Source organism: Arenimonas sp. MALMAid1274 (assembly GCF_049195245.1).
In the GTDB taxonomy this organism is placed as follows: domain Bacteria; phylum Pseudomonadota; class Gammaproteobacteria; order Xanthomonadales; family Xanthomonadaceae; genus Arenimonas.
Map to the genome: position 1 here is coordinate 2,501 of NZ_JBMIRR010000018.1, position 2,976 is coordinate 5,476.

The 2,976-nt window shown below is 54.4% G+C and carries 2 rRNA genes (1 of these 2 running past the window's edge); both read left to right on the forward strand.

Going from position 1 to position 2,976, the window contains the following annotated elements:
* A 23S ribosomal RNA gene (locus ACOQFR_RS00375) occupies positions 1 to 2,670 on the forward strand; it begins 213 nt to the left of the window's first position.
* Positions 2,671 to 2,813: 143 nt separating this feature from the next.
* Positions 2,814 to 2,928 (forward strand): 5S ribosomal RNA (rrf, locus tag ACOQFR_RS00380).
* The last annotated feature ends 48 nt before the right edge of the window (positions 2,929 to 2,976 follow it).

Genomic DNA, 2,976 nt, shown 5'->3' on the forward strand with positions numbered 1-2,976 from the left:
AGAAATCAACCGAGATTCCCCCAGTAGTGACGAGCGAACGGGGACCAGCCCTGAAGTCTATTAGGTTCTAGCAAAACGGCTTGGAAAGGCCGGCCATAGAAGGTGATAGCCCTGTATGTGAAAGGGCCTAGTAGATGATGATGAGTAAGGCGGGGCACGTGAAACCCTGTCTGAATATGGGGGGACCATCCTCCAAGGCTAAATACTCCTGACCGACCGATAGTGAACCAGTACCGTGAGGGAAAGGCGAAAAGAACCCCGGCGAGGGGAGTGAAATAGAACCTGAAACCGTGTGCGTACAAGCAGTGGGAGCCAACTTGTTTGGTGACTGCGTACCTTTTGTATAATGGGTCAGCGACTTATTGTCTGTAGCAAGCTTAACCGTATAGGGGAGGCGAAGGGAAACCGAGTCTGAATAGGGCGCATAGTTGCAGGCAATAGACCCGAAACCGGGTGATCTAGCCATGCCCAGGGTGAAGGTCGGGTAACACCGACTGGAGGCCCGAACCCACTCCTGTTGCAAAAGTAGGGGATGAGGTGTGGCTAGGAGTGAAAAGCTAATCGAACCCGGAGATAGCTGGTTCTCCTCGAAAGCTATTTAGGTAGCGCCTCGCACGAATCTTCTTGGGGGTAGAGCACTGTTATGGCTAGGGGGTCATTGTGACTTACCAAACCATGGCAAACTCCGAATACCAAGACAGACTATGCGGGAGACACACGGCGGGTGCTAACGTCCGTCGTGAAAAGGGAAACAACCCAGACCCACAGCTAAGGTCCCCAAATTACCGCTCAGTGGAAAACGATGTGGGAAGGCACAGACAGCCAGGAGGTTGGCTTAGAAGCAGCCATCCTTTAAAGAAAGCGTAATAGCTCACTGGTCGAGTCGGCCTGCGCGGAAGATTTAACGGGGCTAAGCGGTATACCGAAGCTTGGGGTGTACACCTTCGGGTGTACGCGGTAGAGGAGCGTTCCGTAAGCCGTTGAAGGTGGATTGGAAAGTCTGCTGGAGGTATCGGAAGTGCGAATGCTGACATAAGTAACGATAATGCGGGTGAAAAGCCCGCACGCCGAAAGCCCAAGGTTTCCTTGCACAACGTTAATCGGTGCAGGGTGAGTCGGCCCCTAAGGCGAGACCGAAAGGTGTAGTCGATGGGAAGCTGGTTAATATTCCAGCACCTCGCGTGACTGCGATGGGGGGACGGAGAAGGTTAGGTGTACCGGGCGTTGGTTGTCCCGGGGAAAGGAGGTAGGCATGAAGCGTAGGCAAATCCGCGCTTCTCTATGCCGAGCACCGAGACGAGTCCTATCGGACGAAGTCACTGATACCACGCTTCCAGGAAAAGCCTCTAAGCTTCAGGTCACGCAGACCGTACCGTAAACCGACACAGGTGGGCAGGATGAGAATTCTCAGGCGCTTGAGAGAACTTGGGTGAAGGAACTAGGCAACATGGCACCGTAACTTCGGGAGAAGGTGCGCCTTGATGGGTGGCTACATGCGTAGCTGAGCCCGTCAGGGCCGCAGAAACCAGGCCGCTGCGACTGTTTATCAAAAACACAGCACTCTGCAAACACGAAAGTGGACGTATAGGGTGTGACGCCTGCCCGGTGCCGGAAGGTTAATTGATGGGGTCAGCCGCAAGGCGAAGCTCTTGATCGAAGCCCCGGTAAACGGCGGCCGTAACTATAACGGTCCTAAGGTAGCGAAATTCCTTGTCGGGTAAGTTCCGACCTGCACGAATGGCGTAACGACAGCGGCGCTGTCTCCACCCAAGACTCAGTGAAATTGAAATCGCTGTGAAGATGCAGCGTTCCCGCGGCAAGACGGAAAGACCCCGTGAACCTTTACTATAGCTTTACATTGAACGTTGAGTTCGTCTGTGTAGGATAGGTGGGAGGCTATGAAGTGTGGTCGCTAGATCGCATGGAGCCATCCTTGAAATACCACCCTGATGTGCTTGACGTTCTAACCTGGGCCCGTTATCCGGGCCGGGGACCATGTATGGTGGGTAGTTTGACTGGGGCGGTCTCCTCCCAAAGAGTAACGGAGGAGCACGAAGGTACGCTCAGCGCGGTCGGACATCGCGCACTGTGTGCAAAGGCATAAGCGTGCTTGACTGCAAGATCGACGGATCAAGCAGGTACGAAAGTAGGTCTTAGTGATCCGGTGGTTCTGTATGGAAGGGCCATCGCTCAACGGATAAAAGGTACTCCGGGGATAACAGGCTGATACCGCCCAAGAGTTCATATCGACGGCGGTGTTTGGCACCTCGATGTCGGCTCATCACATCCTGGGGCTGTAGTCGGTCCCAAGGGTATGGCTGTTCGCCATTTAAAGTGGTACGCGAGCTGGGTTCAGAACGTCGTGAGACAGTTCGGTCCCTATCTGTCGTGGGCGTTGGAGATTTGAGAGGGGCTGCTCCTAGTACGAGAGGACCGGAGTGGACGAACCCCTGGTGTTCCGGTTGTCATGCCAATGGCATTGCCGGGTAGCTATGTTCGGAAGCGATAACCGCTGAAAGCATCTAAGCGGGAAGCGCGCCTCAAGATGAGATCTCCCGGGACACAAGTCCCCTAAAGGAACCATCAAGACTAGGTGGTTGATAGGTCAGGTGTGTAAGCGCAGCAATGCGTTGAGCTAACTGATACTAATGATCCGTGCGGCTTGATCATATAACCTCAAGACGCCTTACCCTCGACAACACGTTGTCGATGAAAGTATCGCCAAATAATGTTCGCTACGTCCCCCCTTTGAGAGCGTGTGCGCATAACTCCGTCCGCATTTTGACGAAGCCACTGCGACCCTCCACCCTCTCCCTGGCGACCATAGCGCTGTGGAACCACCCGATCCCATCCCGAACTCGGAAGTGAAACGCAGCTGCGCCAATGGTAGTGTGGCCTAAGCCATGCAAGAGTAGGTCATCGCCAGGGTTTTTATCCCTAAAACGCCGCCCCACACAGGGCGGCGTTTTTCTTTGC